This is a genomic window from Streptomyces sp. YGL11-2, from assembly GCF_050054615.1.
Classification (GTDB): domain Bacteria; phylum Actinomycetota; class Actinomycetes; order Streptomycetales; family Streptomycetaceae; genus Streptomyces.
This window is the reverse complement of the sequence record NZ_JBNHIN010000013.1, coordinates 34,660-49,561: the sequence shown is the minus strand read 5'-3', so window position 1 is coordinate 49,561 and position 14,902 is coordinate 34,660. Positions and strand designations below refer to the sequence as shown.

At 68.5% G+C, this 14,902-nt stretch carries 13 protein-coding genes; 8 read left to right on the top strand and 5 right to left on the bottom strand.

The window, feature by feature from the left end:
• Window positions 1-71 precede the first annotated feature (71 nt).
• From ACO1BR_RS17020 to eccE, 3 genes are all read right to left on the bottom strand, one after another.
• On the bottom strand, window positions 72-2,633 hold the full coding sequence (locus ACO1BR_RS17020) for an SCO5717 family growth-regulating ATPase (protein WP_426795911.1): 2,562 nt from the start codon (window positions 2,631-2,633) through the stop codon (window positions 72-74).
• Between the two features lie 342 nt (window positions 2,634-2,975).
• Window positions 2,976-3,821, bottom strand: a complete 846-nt coding sequence (locus tag ACO1BR_RS17015) for a hypothetical protein (RefSeq protein ID WP_426795910.1) — start codon at window positions 3,819-3,821, stop codon at window positions 2,976-2,978.
• Window positions 3,821-5,047: a type VII secretion protein EccE gene (gene eccE, locus ACO1BR_RS17010; protein ID WP_426795909.1), complete on the bottom strand. Its 1,227-nt coding sequence runs from the start codon at window positions 5,045-5,047 to the stop codon at window positions 3,821-3,823. Before eccE ends, ACO1BR_RS17015 begins: the two co-directional genes overlap by 1 nt.
• Before the next feature lie 344 nt (window positions 5,048-5,391).
• Between eccE and ACO1BR_RS17005 the strand changes: the two genes are divergently transcribed.
• The 7 genes from ACO1BR_RS17005 (at window position 5,392) to ACO1BR_RS16975 (ending at window position 13,047) form a co-directional block, all read left to right on the top strand.
• The gene (locus ACO1BR_RS17005; protein ID WP_426795908.1) at window positions 5,392-7,062 is read left to right on the top strand and encodes a type VII secretion protein EccB; all 1,671 of its coding nucleotides are present in this window, start codon (window positions 5,392-5,394) and stop codon (window positions 7,060-7,062) included.
• 323 nt (window positions 7,063-7,385) lie between these two features.
• A complete protein-coding gene (locus tag ACO1BR_RS17000) occupies window positions 7,386-7,715 on the top strand; it encodes a WXG100 family type VII secretion target (protein WP_426795907.1) in 330 nt (109 codons plus the stop codon).
• A gap of 126 nt (window positions 7,716-7,841) precedes the next feature.
• Window positions 7,842-8,135, top strand: coding sequence for a WXG100 family type VII secretion target (locus ACO1BR_RS16995; RefSeq protein WP_426795906.1), 294 nt, complete (start codon window positions 7,842-7,844; stop codon window positions 8,133-8,135).
• Window positions 8,136-8,363: 228 nt separating this feature from the next.
• Window positions 8,364-9,644 (top strand): S8 family serine peptidase, encoded by a 1,281-nt coding sequence (locus ACO1BR_RS16990; RefSeq protein WP_426795905.1) that lies wholly within the window; start codon window positions 8,364-8,366, stop codon window positions 9,642-9,644.
• Window positions 9,637-9,948, top strand: a complete 312-nt coding sequence (locus ACO1BR_RS16985; RefSeq protein ID WP_426795904.1) for a hypothetical protein — start codon at window positions 9,637-9,639, stop codon at window positions 9,946-9,948. Before ACO1BR_RS16990 ends, ACO1BR_RS16985 begins: the two co-directional genes overlap by 8 nt.
• 72 nt (window positions 9,949-10,020) lie before the next feature.
• Window positions 10,021-11,649, top strand: coding sequence for a WXG100 family type VII secretion target (locus ACO1BR_RS16980; RefSeq protein WP_426795903.1), 1,629 nt, complete (start codon window positions 10,021-10,023; stop codon window positions 11,647-11,649).
• A 96-nt stretch (window positions 11,650-11,745) separates the two neighbouring features.
• Window positions 11,746-13,047, top strand: coding sequence for a S8 family serine peptidase (locus tag ACO1BR_RS16975; protein ID WP_426795902.1), 1,302 nt, complete (start codon window positions 11,746-11,748; stop codon window positions 13,045-13,047).
• A 161-nt stretch (window positions 13,048-13,208) separates the two neighbouring features.
• Here ACO1BR_RS16975 and ACO1BR_RS16970 read toward each other — a convergent pair whose 3' ends face one another.
• Window positions 13,209-13,421, bottom strand: coding sequence for a DUF397 domain-containing protein (locus ACO1BR_RS16970; RefSeq protein ID WP_426795901.1), 213 nt, complete (start codon window positions 13,419-13,421; stop codon window positions 13,209-13,211).
• Window positions 13,418-14,293, bottom strand: a complete 876-nt coding sequence (locus ACO1BR_RS16965) for a helix-turn-helix domain-containing protein (RefSeq protein WP_426795900.1) — start codon at window positions 14,291-14,293, stop codon at window positions 13,418-13,420. Before ACO1BR_RS16965 ends, ACO1BR_RS16970 begins: the two co-directional genes overlap by 4 nt.
• A 408-nt stretch (window positions 14,294-14,701) precedes the next feature.
• On the opposite strand from ACO1BR_RS16965, the gene ACO1BR_RS16960 reads away from it, so the two are divergent.
• Window positions 14,702-14,866, top strand: a complete 165-nt coding sequence (locus ACO1BR_RS16960) for a hypothetical protein (protein ID WP_426795899.1) — start codon at window positions 14,702-14,704, stop codon at window positions 14,864-14,866.
• Window positions 14,867-14,902 lie beyond the last annotated feature (36 nt).

Genomic DNA, 14,902 nt, shown 5'->3' with positions numbered 1-14,902 from the left:
GGCCCGGCAGTTGACTGCCGGGCCCCGCCCCTTCGTGGCCTTCGCGGCCCCTTTGCGCTGCTACGCCCCGCTCACTGCGGCGGGGGCTGCTGCTGCGTCCAGCCGCCCTGTTCCGGCAACGGCGCGTCCGGAGCGGGCTGTTGCTGCTGCCAGCCGGCCGGCGGCTGGCCCTGCTGCGGTTGCTGGGTCCAGCCGCCCTGCTGTGGCGGGTAGCCGGCCGGCGGCTGGCCCTGCGGCTGCTGCTGGCCCTGCTGCTGGGCGTACTGCTGCTGCGCGTACTGCTGTTGCTGCTGGGCGTACGGGTCGCCCTGCTGGGCGTAGGGGTCGCCACCCATCTGCTGCTGGCCCATCTGCTGCTGCGCGTACATGCCCTGCGCCTGCTGCTGGCGGGCGAAGTCCTCGGCCACCAGGGCGGAGAGGTGGAAGTACGCCTCGCGGGTCTTGGGCCGCATCATGTCGAGGTCGACCTCGGCACCGGCGGCGAGGTGCTCGTCGAAGGGGACGACCACCACACCGCGGCAGCGGGTCTCGAAGTGCGACACGATGTCGTCGATCTTGATCATCTTGCCGGTCTCGCGGACACCCGAGATGACCGTGATGCCGCGCTGCACCAGGTCGGCGTAGCCGTGCGCGGACAGCCAGTCCAGGGTGGTGCTGGCGCTGCTGGCGCCGTCCACGGACGGGGTGGAGATGATGATCAACTGGTCGGCGAGGTCGAGGACTCCGCGCATCGCGCTGTAGAGGAGACCGGTGCCCGAGTCGGTGAGGATGATCGGGTACTGCTTGCCGAGGATGTCGATCGCCCGCCGGTAGTCCTCGTCGTTGAAGGTCGTCGAGACGGCCGGGTCGACGTCGTTGGCGAGGATCTCCAGGCCCGAGGGGGATTGCGAGGTGAACCGGCGGATATCCATGTAGCTGTGCAGGTGCGGGATCGCCTGCACCAGGTCACGGATGGTCGCGCCGGTCTCGCGGCGCACCCGGCGGCCGAGCGTGCCGGCGTCCGGGTTGGCGTCGATCGCGAGGATCTTGTCCTGCCGCTCGGACGCGAGGGTGGAGCCCAGCGCGGTGGTGGTCGTCGTCTTGCCGACGCCGCCCTTGAGGCTGATGACCGCGATCCGGTAGCAGGACAGCACCGGGGTACGGATCAGCTCCAGCTTCCGCTGCCGCTCCTCCTGCTCCTTCTTCGCGCCCAGCTTGAACTTGGACGGCTGCGCGTTGGCGCCCGGCTTGCGCTTCTTGGGCTGGTTGCGCAGCAGCCGGTCCGAGGTCAGCTCGACGGCCGCGCTGTAGCCGAGCGGCGCACCGGGGGTGGCTCGCTGCGGCTGCTGCTGGCCCGGCTGGGAGTACTGGGCGTAGTTCGCCGCGGCGTTGGGGTCGGCGGCCTGCTGACCGGGCAGCGGCTGGTGCTGCGCGGGCTGGACCTGCTGCGGCTGCTGTGCCTGCGGCTGCTGCTGGGCCTGCTGCGGGTAACCGGGCTGCTGGCCCTGCTGCGGGTAGCCCTGGGGGCCGGGCTGCGGGTAGCCGTAAGCGGGCTGCTGCGCCGGCGCGTTGGGCTGCTGGCCCTGCGGCTGCGGCTGACCCTGCGGCTGGCCCTGCTGGGGGTAGCCGTACGCGGGCTGCGGGTAGCCGTAGGCCGGCTGCTGCTGAGCCGGGGCGCCCTGCTGCTGTTGCGGGTAGCCGCCCTGCTGGGGCTGCGGCTGGCCCTGCTGCGGGTAACCCTGCTGCGGCGCCTGCGGGTGCTGTGCCTGCTGGGGGTGCTGGGCCTGCGGCGGCTGCTGCCCGGCCTGGGCCTGCGCCTGGGCCATCCGCGGGTCGGCGGGCTGGAACTCCGGCGGCAGCGGCGGCAACGCGCCCTGCCCCGGGGCGCCCTGGGCGGGCACACCCTGCTGCTGGCCGTCCGCGCCGGCCCAGGGCGCGCCTTGCTGCGGAACTCCCTGCGGCGGCATGCCCTGCTGGGGCACACCCTGCGCGGGCATCCCCTGCTGGGGCTGGGGCTGGGGCTGGGGCTGCGCGGGCGGCGCAACGGGCTGTGCGGCCGGTGCGGGCTGCGCCGCGACCGGGGCGGGCTGCTCGGGTCCGGGCGCCGCCACCGGCGCCTCAGCGGCCGTCGGGGCGGTCTGCGCGGGCGCGTTGGGCGCCGCCGCGGCGTCCGGCTGCGGCGCCGCGGGGGCGGCCTGCGGCGCGGGTGCCGCCGCCGGCTCCGGGTCATCGTCGTCGTCCCAGAGGGAGGCCGAGGGGTCGACGCCCTGGCCCGAGCGCACGTTGCCGCCGGACGCCTCGCCGCCGGCGGCCGGGCCCGACGGGGCGTCGCCGGACGCCATCGGAGCCGACGATCCGTCAGCAGGGGCGGCAGGTGCGTTGCCGCCCGCACCGCCCGCACCGTCCGCGCCCGGCGGGGTCAGCGTCGGGAATCCGGGCGGCGCGGTCGGGGCGGGGGCACCCTGCTGCGGGACCCCGGGGGCGGGCGCGTTCTGCGCGGGAGCCAGGGGGGCGCCGGCGCCGCCGCTGGTGTCGTTGCTGCCGTACCAGGCCGGAGCCGCAAAATCGATCTTGAATTCGCCGGTCAGGTCGAACTCGGCCTGGTCGTCGTCAGGATCGTTCCCGTCCGGACGGAAAGCCTCCTGGTCTTTCACTGTGCCTCCTGGTCTACTGCAACGCACCTGAACGGCAGGACCGGATACAGGCGGATCGAACGGATGTCACGGAAGTCGGAATACGCCACCCGGGGTTGCGCCACCACTGCTTGTCTCCATCCCCGTATCGACTGCCGTCGTGCACTGCCGACGTGATGTGCTCCTGCGGCTCTCCCCACAGCCTAATCAAGAGTCGGCCCATAACGGCAGTCGATGTCATGTCGTCTTCAAGCCCGGTGGGCACACCTGCGGGCGCACCCTCGGGTGCGCCCGCAGATCGTGCCCTGGGGCCGGGTACGCGCCGCACACCGTGCCGCGCGGTCAACCGGCCCGCCATGGTGGTCAGTCCATACGGCGCGGCCCGCCGAGCAGGTTGGTCTCCGCCTCCGTGGGCTGGGTCATGACGAACTGGTGGTCGCCGTCGCGCCGGCACCACAGCATGGCGTTGTCGCTCAGCGTCGGCAGCACCGCGCCGACCTGCTCGGGCAGCCGCATGATGCGCGTCACCACCTCCGCCTCCTCGGGCGAGAGCCGCTGGAGGCCGACCAGGTCGACCCGGCCGAGCATCTGCGGCGACCGCGGCCCGAGGAAGGGCAGCACGGTCAGCACGCTCTGCCAGGGGCTCGGCGCGAGCTGGTTGCGCGGCGGCCGGGCGCCCATGTCCCGGATGACCAGAACGGGGCTGGAAACCGACGGTCCCTGCGGCCCGATCTGGCGCACCTCATGGACCGACACGCACTGCTGGCCGCCGCCGGCGGCCTGCGCCATCTGCGCCCAGGCCGGCGGCCGGGCGGTCTCCACCGCGACCCGGGCACCGGTGGCGACCGTGCGCAGCGCCAGCACCTGCGCCATCCACATGCTGCCGACCAGCGCGATCTCCATCGGCGCGGGCCGCAGCATGCTCAGCACGGCGGGCTGGTTCTGCGGGTCTATGCCGATGATGACGCCGTCGTCGCCGACCGGCAGGGTCAGCGAGGCCAGCGCGTCGGCCGTCAGGACGTGCGGGTTGCGGCGCGGGCCGCGCAGGCCGAAACCGGGGCGCGGCTTGGGGCCGGTCGGCTCCGACTGCTGCTCCTCCGGGCGCATCTGGTGCGAGAGCCGGCGGCCGCCGGAGACGGCCCCCGTCGGGGGGTTGCGCCAGCCGTCGCTGCTGACGTTGACACGGGGCTGATACGTGGGAGTGCCCATCAGCGGGTACCTCCGAGGGGAAGCGTGGCCAGCAGGCCGGGCAGCTGCTCGCGGTCGAGCCGTACGAGTCCGACCTTCGCGGATCCGGAACGGCGCTCCAACTCGTTCTGCGCGGCGGAGAGTTCGTTGTCGCTCCGGGTCGACAGGCGGATGTAGCCGGTGATCGCCGGCATCCGGCCGCCGCCGTGCGTGGCGGTCAGCGAGAAGGTGCTCGCCATCGCCCGGGTGCTGGTCAGCAGCTGGGTGACGGCCGCCAACGGGGCGCCCCCCTGGCCCAGTTGGGGCCACCGGCCGATCCAGTACGTGGTGTGCCAGCGGTCGTCGCAGCGCATCGCGCGGGTGGTCTCCTGGGTGCGCCGGGCCGCCCGCCCGTCCCGCCCCATCGCGCCGTTGGCGGCCCGCGGGCTCACGCACACCGCGGTGCCGATCGCAGCCACCACCTCGCGCTCGTCGAGCACCCTGGCGCGCACGCCGTGCGCGGTGAGCCGACTGACCAGCTGGTCGGCGGCGCGCAGCAGCGCCCGCTGGGCGCCCTCCATCCCGCCGCCGCGTGCCTCGATCGCCTCCGCGCACAGCTCCGGGTCGAGCTTCAGCGCGATCCACGTCAGCTGCACCGCGGGCGTCTGGGACTGCGCCTGGAGCGGCGCGTACGAGCGGGCCGCGACGGCCTGTTCGGGCAGGTGCGGCGCCGGCGCGGGCTGGGTGTACTGGACGAACTGCGTCGACTCCAGGTGGATGTCCTCGATGTCGAGCGCGGTGTGCAGCAGCTCCAGCGGCAGCATGTGGCTGCCGCGGTGCGGCCGGAGCGGTTCGTCGCGGGAGTCCACCTGGACGATGGCGGTGAGGAAGGTGCCGTCGCCGACGAAGCCGATGGCCCGCTGGTCGGCCTCGGCCGTGTACTCGTAGGTGCGCAGCGCGGGATCGCACTCCACGACCGGTGCGATGGCCGGGTCGACGCCCTGGGTGGCCGCGAGCGCGTCGCCGCTGTTCTTGCCGCGGCGCTTCATCGCGCGCACGGTGGTGATCCACTCCGGCAGCGGGATCTTCCGCCGCCGGCCGATCGCGAACACGACCAGAAGGGCCGCCACCACGATGGCCGCGGTCAGCGCGGCCGGGTGGATCGTCCAGCCCACCAGCACCAGCGCCGCGGCGAGTTCGATGATGGCCAGCTGCTGGACGCGGATGCCGCCGATGGTGCCGGCCTGCTGGCGGAGCCGCGGCGACACCGGACCGCCCGCGCCCCGGCCGCCGTTTCCTCTGTTGCCCGGCGCTGTGCCGTTCTGGCCCGCGTTTCCCGCGTACTGCGGTGCAGCGGAAGGCTGTTGCTGCTGTTGCCGCCCATTGCGGCGTCGAGCCCTGGTGGCGCTGGACATCCCCCGGCCTGCTCCTCTACTGGTGATGGTGCCTCTGGGCGGATCGGCCGCCGCTGAGACGGTTGCGTGGACTGGTGCGTTGGAAGGTGGCACCCGTACCGTACGGCTCGATCGATACACGGCATAGTAGAGGGCGCTACGGCGTGAGTGCCGGGGGCGGTCGATGTGGATCCAACACGCGGGGAGAGAAAGCAACAATGGCATCACGTCGGGACGAGCTGAATGCGTATTCGTTCGCACGGAAGCGCACGAATGCGGCATTTCTGAAGCCGCTGCCGAACGGCTCGATCGAAAGCGCGCCCAAGCCGCTGAAAGCGGTGTTGCCCAGCGTGGTGATGGGGGCCCTGGTGTGCATGGGGTTCGGGGCCTGGGGCATTTTCCAGCCGGTGGCGCCGCAGGGGTGGGACCAGGTGGGGGCGAATGTCCTGGTGGGGGATAAATCGACCACCCGTTATGTGGTTCTGCCCAGTACGGACGCCAACGGCAAAAAGCAGAATCTGCTCCACCCCATCCTGAATCTGGCATCGGCCAAACTTCTTCTCGACCCGCAGAAGTTCCAGGTCCTGAAGGTCAAGGAATCCGAGCTGGACTCCAAGATCACGCACGGTGCCGCGATCGGCATCCCGTACGCCCCGGACCGGCTGCCCGACGCGTCCGAGGTCGACAAGGCGAAGACCTGGGCGGTGTGCGACCGCCCCGGCAGTGGCGAGAACAGCAAGAGCCAGCAGGCCGTCTTCGTCCTGGACGGCAAGGACAAGCAGAACATCGACGACACCCGCAAGGGCAAGCTCGACCTCCACCAGGCGCTCTACGTCGAGGACCCCGACGGCGTGAAGTGGCTGATCGACCACAACGGCTTCGCCTTCCAGATGATCGCCGACCAGCAGCAGGGCGTCATGGACCAGAAGAGCGGCGTCAAGCACACGGACACCGAGTCCGACCGCGCGCTGCGGCGGACCATCTTCGGGTCGCAGGCGGAGCCGCAGAAGGTGACCGCCGAGTTCATGAACACGCTGGTCAAGAGCCCGTTCCCGATCAGCATGCCCATCGTGCCCGGGGCGGGCAGCCCGGTCTCCAACACCGACGTTCCGGCGGAGGCGCGGAAGGTCGGCTCGATCCTTGAGGTCGCCGACGGGCAGAAGTACGTGGTCCTGCAGGACGGCGTCGAGCAGGTCTCGAACTTCGTCGCCAACCTCCTGGAGCAGGGCGACAACGCGGCGAAGGTGAACGGTGGCAGCGGCAAGGCCCTGTCGCCGGTGAACGTCGCCACCGGCAGCATCCGCCGCCCCAAGCTGGACCCCACCACCAACCGCCCGGCCACCTTCTACGGCAAGGTCCTGAACACGGGCATCGACAGCCCGTGGCCCACCGAGACCGTCAACGCGGCCAACGACTTCGCGCACGGCTCCCAGACCGGCGGACTGTCCAGCCCCACCCCGAACGGCGTCTCCTGCAGCGTCTACAAGGGCACCAGCACCAAGTACCCGGGCGCCGAGCAGCTGGGCTACCCCAACGGCGTGCCGAACATGAGCACTTGGGTCGGCAAGGACTACCCGGCCAAGATCGCCTCCGGCGCCACCTCGTACGTCACCCCGGGCAGCGGCCTGCTCTACCAGCAGGTGGACACCAACTCCCAGAAGTCCGGCAGCCTCTTCCTGGTCACCGACACCGGACTGCGCTACTCGATCCCGGTGAACAACGACTCCGCCACCAAGGCCGGCAGCGACAAGCAGGACATCGGTCAGGCGCAGCTGCACCTCGGCTACAAGGACGCGCACCCGCCGCTGCTCCTGTCGGCATGGTCCAAGCTGCTCTCCGCGGGCCCCTCGTTGGACGTCCACAGCGCCAGCCAGCCGCAGGCATCCTGAGGCGTTCCGGCGGACTCTGCGGGGTCCGCGGCCGGGTGCTCCGACGCGATGTCCGGATCCGGCCGCGGCCCCGCCACGTATTCCGCGGTCTCCCGCAATCAATTCGTGACCGAAACCGCCGCATCTGCCCGTTTCTCGTGAACTGCGCTCCGCCGAGGAGCAGTTGACATTGTTGTGATCCCGTCACAAGACGCTCCCCCCTGTTGGGAACAACCGTGTGGAGTGGGTAATGTGGCAGGGGGCGTCAGCAGGAGACGCCCACCGCGCACCGCCTTGGCCGGCACCGCGCGGATGACGTACGAGTCTCATGGGGGACGTTGGGTATGGCTGGTCAATTCACAATGACCGGGGAGGAGATGCATGCCTTCTCCGGCAAGATCGAATCGGTCAATCACGCAATTCAGGGTGAGCTCCAGCGCCTGAACCAGGTCGTTGACACCATCACCTCGGGCTGGAAGGGCCAGGCGGCCACCTCGTACCACCAGCTCCAGTCGCAGGTGAACGAGGACGGTACCCGGATCAACCAGCTGCTGGCCGAGATCAAGGAAGCCATCGACGAGACGAACAAGAACTACGTCGCCTCCGAAGAGGACCAGGCGCAGTCGATGTCGCACGTCACCGCCCAGGCCGGTGGGAGCTCCCCGTTCGGATGATGGGGCCGCGTCGCTGACCGCGGCGCAACGGTCCAGCCGCCGCAGTCCGTCGACCAGCCGAACCTGGCTGGTCGTCCACTGCGGCAAGTGAATCACCAGACATCATCAACTCCCTGAGGAGACCCCATGTCAGGCCAGATCCTCGTTAATTTTGCGACGATCCAGCAGGCAAGCCAGGACGTGCGCCAGACGGCCGGTAACATCCGCCAGCAGCTCGACGACCTTGAGGCGGGCGTCAAGAAGGTCGCCGCGAGCTGGGAAGGTGCGGCGCAGGAGGGCTACCAGGCCCGCCAGCGCGAGTGGGACCAGCGCGCCGCCCACCTCCAGCAGACGCTGGAGGCCATCGCCAAGGCGCTGGACACCGCGGCTCAGAACTACCAGAGCACCGAGCACAAGAACGCCGGTATCTGGGGCAGCTGACCTCGCATCGCGCGAGTACGGATGGCAAACGGCTGAGCAGCCCAACGACGGCTCGCACAGTGGTTATTGAGGGCGAGCGCGCGGCATGTGCGCTCGCCCTTCTGCCGTCCGGCTACGTGATCCAGGGGTATCCACACCAGGCTTCCCCGTTCTCCACCACTTCCTCACCCAGCACCGTTCAAACCCCTCGCCCCGCCCTACCCGCCACATATGGAGAGCAGACAACCCGTGGGATCTCGCGCCATTGGTCAACGAGCCAGGCACCGTCGCCGAGCGACGGGCGCACTGGTCACGGCAGCGTGCATCGTCGGCCTGTCGAGTGCCGCCGCCGCGCCGGCGGTCGCGGACGAGAACACCCCGCTTCAGAGCGGTGAGTGCAAGTTCGGCACCGACGACATCAAAGAGACCCCCTGGTCCCTCCAGCGCCTGCTCACCAACCAGATGTGGGCCGGCGGCAACAAGGGGCAGGGCATCAAGGTCGCCGTCATCGACACCGGCATCGACGCGGGCAACAAGCAGCTCCAGGGCGCCATCGGGGGCTCCGGCAAGTCCTACGTGGGCGGCAATCCGACCCAGGACAAGGTCGGCCACGGCACCAAGGTCGCCGGCATCATCGCCGCCCGCCCCCAGTCCACTTCGGGCTTCTACGGCCTGGCGCCCGAGGCCACGGTCATCCCGTACCAGCAGACCAGCGACGAGAAGGCCGGTACCGCCGACAGCCTTGCCAAGGCCATCGACGACGCGGTAACCGACCGTGTCAACATCATCAACATTTCGCAGGGCACCGCGGCCAGCGAAGCACTGCTGCCGACGCTCAAGGCCGCGGTCAAGAATGCCGCAGACCACAAAATCCTGATCGTCGCCGCGGCAGGCAACAGCGGCGCGAGCGGTGCGGAGAAGAACGTCTACCCCGCCGCGTTCAGCACGGAGTTCGACAACGTCCTGGCCGTAGCCGCCTCCGACCGCAACAACGAACGGGCCCCCTTCTCCCAGGCCGGCCCCTTCGTCGGCGTTGCCGCCCCTGGCGTGGACATGGTCTCCACGGTCCCGCTCGGGGGCAACTGCGTCGATCAGGGCACCAGCTTCGCCTCGCCGTACGCGGCCGGCGCCGCGGCCCTCCTGATCGCCAAGCACCAGAACGACAAGGAGGCGTGGGGACCGGCGCAGATCATCTCGCACCTGGAGCAGACCGCCGACCGCGTCCGCAAGGGCCGCGACGACAACATCGGTTGGGGCGTCATCAACCCGGTCGCCGCCCTCAACGACAACACGCGGCCCACCGGCCCGCCCACGCCGGACAAGTCCACCGGTGCGGCCGGCGCCTCCAACATCCAACCGGTTGCCGTCAGCCTCGGCGAGACGGACCAGGAACGAACGTCCCGCATCGCCATCTACATCATGGGCGGCGCACTACTCGCCGTCTGTGCGGTAGCCGGCTCCGCCGTCGCGATCCGCGACTGGCGACGTAAGACTGGTTTCAGTACACACGGGGAGGCCAAGCATGGCTAGTAACGAATACGGCGTTGATCTGGACGCCTTGGACCAGGTCATCAAGGAACTCAACCATGTCCTCAAGGAGATGGGCGACTCCAAGAGCACGGCGGCGAACAGCACCTATCTGCCGAAAGGATCCCTGGGCGAGGGATTCAAGGAGGAAGCACAGCTCTACGGCGCTCACGACAAGATGAAGGCCGACATCGAAAAGATGATGCAAAAGGTCGAGACCCTCGTCGACACGTTCGGGAAGAAGTCGTCCAAGGTCAGGGGCGCGTACCAGGACGCGGAAGCCGAGAACTCGGTCGGCATGAGCTGAGCAGGCAGTTGCACCACCGGCGGATCGCCGTGACAGATAGGGCATGTTCGATGATGGAGTGGGGGACAGCAGATGGCATCGAAGGACAGTGAGTTCAAGCCGGCACAGGTCCACGTGCCGGCGCCGCCTAAGAAGCCGGCCAAGGGGTCGGGCGAGGCCAAGGAAGTGGGCCACGACGTCCTTGAGGCTCGTCCTCAGTTCACCGAAAAGGGACTCGAGGACCTCAAGAAGATGGTGGCGGGAAGCGACCCAGGTGAGGTCAGTGCCGTCGCCGAGAGCTGGAAGAAGGTTCGAGTCTCCCTCGTCGGTGACAGCTGGAACGAAGGAATCAAGAAGCACTTCGATGATGCAGTGACGAAGGTCCTGCAAACCTGGCACGGGCACTCTGCTGATCAGTTCGCCGCAGCGGCGCAAAAGATCAGCGACAACTTCGCGAACCTCGCTCTGTATCCGCACAACACCGGCGAGGTCCTTCGACAGGTCAGCGACAACCTGAGGGACGTGAAGAAATACGTCGAGGCTGTCAAGAAGCCGAGCAAGCTGGAGAGCGCGGAAGACTGGGCCGGTGATGCGATGAGTTCTGGCGCTGGCAAGGGCGCAGCGATCGGAAGTATCGCTGGCCCGGGAGGAGCCTTGGTCGGCGGTATCGCGGGCAGCATGTTCGGCGACGATGTGCGCGATGACTCACAGCTGAAGGTCGACCTCCAGAACTCGAACATGAGCATCTGGGATGCCATGAACAAGAACGCCCACAGCCTGTCGCTTGGCAAGAAGCGTCAGCTTGAGGCTGCTCACTACATGGAGCAGTTGGGGACGACGTATCGGGTCGGAGCTAAGGCCTTGGGCGGAACTCGGGTTGACGACGGCGACATCAAGCCGCCACATGACGGCAGTGATGGCGGTCCTGGGCCCATGCCCATGCCGAATATTGGGGCCTTCGGCCCGACGCCGTCCGGCCCGAAGGGCGGCGGACCAGCCGCGAACATCCCCGGTATGAAGGGCGGCGGGTTTAAGACCCCGCAGCCGATGGAACCGCCGCGACCGAACGGAATTGACGGCGGCATCGGCGGCATGTCGAAGACGCCTGCACCCCAAATTGGAACCGGACTTTCCGGCTTCACTGGAGGCGGTGGTCCCGCGGTTGGCGGTGGCGCAGGTGCTGGGGGAATCGGCGGCGGTCTTGGTGGAGGCGTAGGTTCCGGCGGTTTGGGAAGCCCCGGCAGTGTCGGCGGAGGCTCCGGTCCGGGTGTCGGCGGTGCTGGTATGCCGGGCATGGTCGGCGGCGCTGGCGCTGGCGCTCGCGCCGGTGGCGCCGGGGCTGGAGCGGGCGCAAAGGGTGGCCGAGCTGGCATGCCCGGTATGGGCGGTGCCGCTGGCGGCGCCAAGGGCGCTGGTGCTAAGGGCGCTGCTGGTGGCAAGGGCGGAGCTCTGGCGCGGCAGAAGGGCGGCGTCGTCGGTGGCAAGGGCGGTAAGGCTGGAGCCGGCGGGCAAGGAGGATCCGGCCTGCACCGTAGCCGTGGCGGCACACAAAAGGGTGCGACAGGGGCCCGTCGTCCGGCGGGGATGGCTGGTGCTCATGGTGCTCACGGAGCCAAGGGTAAAGACAAGGGTAACGAGAACGGACAGCGTCCGGACTACCTGGTAGAGGATGAGGAGACCTGGACGCCGGAGCGTAACGTGGCGCCTAAGGTCATCGAGTAGGTTCCTGTCGGTCAGGATCAAGCGCTCGGCGGAATCGAGATGGGGCCCGCAGTCCTCGGGCTGCGGGCCCCATCTCGCTAGGGAGAGGTGTACGGCATGAGCTTCACGCGGACGCTGCGTGCGGTGGGCGGCGCGGTGGTGGCGGGGGCACTGCTCTTCGGCACCGCCCCGACCGCCTTGGCAGACCAGGATCGGGATGATCAATGGCCACTCAAGGCAACGTCATTTGACGCTCAGAAAGTATGGAAGGAGTCGACGGGCAAGGGCGTCACGGTCGCAGTAATCGACGATCCCGTCAACGGAAGTCATCCAGACTTGCAAGGCAATGTATTGCCTGGGAAGAGCTTCATTGATGGTGGGCGCGGGGACAGCAAGAGCACGCGTGATCATGGAACTGCCATGGCGTCGCTCATCGCCGGGCATGGGCATGGTGCAGGAAGCGCCGATGGTGTGATGGGTCTCGCTCCGGATGCAAAGATTCTTCCCGTCGCTACCCCTGAGGTAGGAATTGGCACGGACGCTGGTGGCCTTGGCAGTTGGATTAGGTACGCAGTCGATCAACATGCATCGATCATCAACCTGTCGATGAATCCTGCGGCTGTCACCGATTCCGATAAGCAAGCGGTGGCCTATGCGGTCCAGAAGGATGTCCTAGTTGTCGTTGGCGCAGGCAATGATGGAGAGAGCAAGCTGAGCGACTTGGCTTCTGTCCCCGGGGTCGTTGCAGTGGGAGCCGTCGATAAGGCTGGAACTGTCTGGGCGAAGTCCAACTCGGGTAGCCAGTTGATGCTTACGGCTCCCGGCGTACAGATCACGTCGGCTTCTGCTACTCCTGGGCAATATCGGCTGGCCGATGGTACGTCTGACGCCACGGCCTACGTTTCGGCTGCCGCGGCGCTCCTGCGTTCGAAGTTTCCTCACCTCGCCGCCGGTCAGGTTGTCAATCGGCTCGTAAAGACGGCTGGTCTGCCCCCGGATCAGAAAGACGTTCAGCTTCCTGACCCGCATTACGGGTATGGCTTCATCCGGCCGTTGAGGGCACTGACCGCCGATATCCCTGCTGGCTCCAAGAACGGGCCGCTGAAGATGCCGCAGGCGGATTCGTCTGCCAGCACGGGCGGGGCGATGGCTGGCAACAAGCAGGCAAGTGGGACGAACAGTGGCGGCCTTGGTATGGGTGCCATCGTGGGTATCGCGGCTGGTGTCCTCGTTGTCGTCCTGATCATCGTCGTCATCGTCGTCCGGCAGAAGAAGAACGGTCGTAACGGCCCGCCTCCCGGTGGCCCCGGCGGCTTCGGTGGTCCTGGCTTCGCGCCACAGCAGGCGGGTCCGTATCAGCAGCAGCCCGGTGCCCCAGGGGCGTTCCCGCCGCCGCCCAACCAGCACCCGGGCCAGTGAAGGTACGACAAGGTCGAGGCTGAAGCTTGATGTAAGTGGTTAGACGCACGTATTGGGGTCCGCAGCCTTCGGGTTGCGGACCCCAATACGTTTGAGGGGGCAGGGTATTCGGGCGGCGCTCGGCCCCTCCTGCCTCAGAGAAGCAGACGCCGCCGCGCTCGTCAGGACGCCTGGGCTATGGCGAAGCCGACGAATGCGGCCCAGATGGCGGAGGGCACGGTCAGCGCGGGCCGTGTGGTGTCCTTCGAGTCGCGGACGTGTACGGCGGCGGCGTGAGATGCGATCTCGATGCATTCACCGCCCGAACCAGTGCTGTAACTGCTCTTGAACCAGGCTGACTCGGGGACGGCCCGCACAGTCTCTTCGATGTTCATGCTTCTCCCAGTAACTTCTCGACAAAGGCCAGCGATTCGCGTGGCGTGAGTGCCTGTGCCCTGAGGATTCCGTACTGTTCCTCGATCTCCCGGACCACCTTCCGGTCCGTGTGCAGGCGGCTGTCCTTGTACGCCTCCACATAGGCGATCCTCCGCCCTTCCCGGGTTTCGATCAAGGTGAAGGGCCCCTCCAGTGCTGCGTGCTCCTCCCGCTCGGTCGGCATCACCTGGATCTCGACGTTGCGGCGCTGACCGTGCAGCAGAATCTGCTCCAACTGCCCTCGCAAGACTGGCCATCCGCCGAGGGGGCGACGCAGTAGAGCCTCCTCGATGACGAAGCTGATGGTGGGCAGTGCTCGCCGGGCGAAGATCTCCTGACGGTCCAGCCGTGCCGCGATTCGCTGCTCGACAGTCTCTTCGTCTAGCAGAGGCCGCCACATGGTGAACACCGCCCGTGCGTATTCCTGCGTCTGCAACAGACCGGGCACCGCCTTTGTCGCGTATACGTGGAGTCCGACCGCCGCTGCCTCCAACCGCGCCGCATCCCGGAAGAACGCCGGATACTGGGCCCGCGCCACCTCCTCCTTCACCTCCTTGAGGATGCCGTGCGCCCCCAGCACCTCGTCCGCCCTGTCGATGAACTCGGACGGCGGGATGCGCCGCCCCTGTTCGAACGAGGCGATGGTCGCGGGGGAGTAGCCCGTCTTCGCGCCGAATTCGGGGCGGTTCATTCCGGGAGGGTGGGGGCCATGAACAGCACAGTCCGCTCTTCCGGGGCATTTTCCCGAATCGGCGAAACCCCCGCCGGAATCGGTGAGTTCGCGATGCGTTACACCTCCACACCGCGTGGTGCCCGGCTGGCCCGCCGCCAACGCCGTACGGCACGGTCACGTATCGGGGCGGGACTTCGCGCTGCGCCTGACGGTTTCCGCGTCGGCGGGTGAAACCGGGACGGTTCGTTTCCGTGTTGAGGTGTCCGATACGCGGGGCGAGAGGCTGCCGGCGGTCGCCGCGGGCGGGGAAGCCGGAGCGGGGGCGGATGAATCCTGGGTGCTCGCGGAGAGCGGTCGCGGGCTGCTGGTCGTGGGGTGTCTCGCGGCCCGATGGGGCGTCATTCCGCGGCCGGACGGCCCGGGGAAGACCGTGTGGGCGGATTATCTCGCGGTGGCGGGAGCGCCGAGGGGCTGAGGGCACCGGGAGCGCGGAGGGTACGAGGGTGTCGGCGGGTGGGGGATCGGCGTAAGTCGGAAGGCGTGAGCGGGATTCGGCAGGAGAAGTGGGTGCTCGACACCCACGAGCCGTCGACGACGCTGGAAGGGGCGGCAAAGCGGGTCGCGGATTTCGGGAATTCCGGCACGGGCAAGCTTGCAGCTCTCCCTGGAGGAGCTGGGATCGCTGTGGCCGGCGACATGCTCGGGTTCACGGGCGGTGAGCGCGACATGTAAGCGATCAGAGGCAGGAGTCGGGGTCCGCAGCTTTGG

Coding starts and splice junctions, on each gene's coding strand:
- ACO1BR_RS17015 (WP_426795910.1), bottom strand. CDS start 3,821: ATGGGCACTCCCACGTATCAGCCCCGTGTCAACGTCAGCAGCGACGGC.
- ACO1BR_RS16985 (WP_426795904.1), top strand. CDS start 9,637: ATGGCTAGTAACGAATACGGCGTTGATCTGGACGCCTTGGACCAGGTC.
- ACO1BR_RS16995 (WP_426795906.1), top strand. CDS start 7,842: ATGTCAGGCCAGATCCTCGTTAATTTTGCGACGATCCAGCAGGCAAGC.
- ACO1BR_RS16980 (WP_426795903.1), top strand. CDS start 10,021: ATGGCATCGAAGGACAGTGAGTTCAAGCCGGCACAGGTCCACGTGCCG.
- ACO1BR_RS17000 (WP_426795907.1), top strand. CDS start 7,386: ATGGCTGGTCAATTCACAATGACCGGGGAGGAGATGCATGCCTTCTCC.
- ACO1BR_RS17005 (WP_426795908.1), top strand. CDS start 5,392: ATGGCATCACGTCGGGACGAGCTGAATGCGTATTCGTTCGCACGGAAG.
- ACO1BR_RS16975 (WP_426795902.1), top strand. CDS start 11,746: ATGAGCTTCACGCGGACGCTGCGTGCGGTGGGCGGCGCGGTGGTGGCG.
- ACO1BR_RS16970 (WP_426795901.1), bottom strand. CDS start 13,421: ATGAACATCGAAGAGACTGTGCGGGCCGTCCCCGAGTCAGCCTGGTTC.